Annotated in this window: 2 protein-coding genes; both read right to left on the bottom strand. The window is 20.8% G+C overall.

Translation table 11 applies throughout. From position 1 onward, the window contains the following. Positions 1-236, bottom strand: a 236-nt coding sequence (locus tag IQC44_RS11455; protein WP_198306486.1) for a hypothetical protein, incomplete at its 3' end; no start/stop codon positions are given. Positions 237-238: 2 nt separating this feature from the next. Further along, entirely contained in the window at positions 239-523 is a 285-nt protein-coding gene (locus IQC44_RS11450) for a hypothetical protein (protein WP_198306485.1), read from the bottom strand. Positions 524-605: the final 82 nt, after the last annotated feature.

The following is a 605-nucleotide window of genomic DNA, read 5'->3' as shown; positions in this document are numbered from 1 at the left end:
AGATATTTTTTATATCTGTTAAACTCTCGTTTAAATTTATCATTTAAGTCAATTGCTAGAAGTATTAACATCATAAAACAAAATACAAAAGCTATAGCTATTTGTCCATCATTTATTCCAAAATATATGTTTATTGTAATATAGATAGCTAAAACATAAATATATAATTTAAATGAATTTGCAAAATTATATAAACAAATAAATAAAAATTTATCTAATCTATTTATTGGTAACATTTTTAATCCTTTATTTCACATTTTGTAACAGGAATTGAAGTTGAGCCTTTAAAAAAACTATTTTTATCTACACTCCAATTATCAGCTTTTGAGACATCAATCTTTAAAGAACTCATATTACAAATAAGCTCTTTATTGTTATTAAAATCATCTATTACATTAGCTCTTTCATTTAGATGAAAATATAAAACTATAAATGGTAATAAAAATGCAATTAATACAATAAAAAATTGTGTTCTTATTTTTTCTGATAGATACTCATACTTTTTTAATCTCTTTTCATTCATAACTATTCTTCTTTCTTAGATTTAGTTTCTTTACTATTTGATTTTAAAAAACTATCTGGACTCTTATGAACAATTTTTACTG

Origin of the sequence: Arcobacter vandammei, assembly GCF_016106035.1 — a bacterium.
Taxonomy (GTDB): Bacteria; Campylobacterota; Campylobacteria; order Campylobacterales; family Arcobacteraceae; genus Aliarcobacter; species Aliarcobacter vandammei.
Note: the sequence above shows the minus strand (reverse complement) of the source record. Positions and strands in the feature narration are given on the sequence as shown.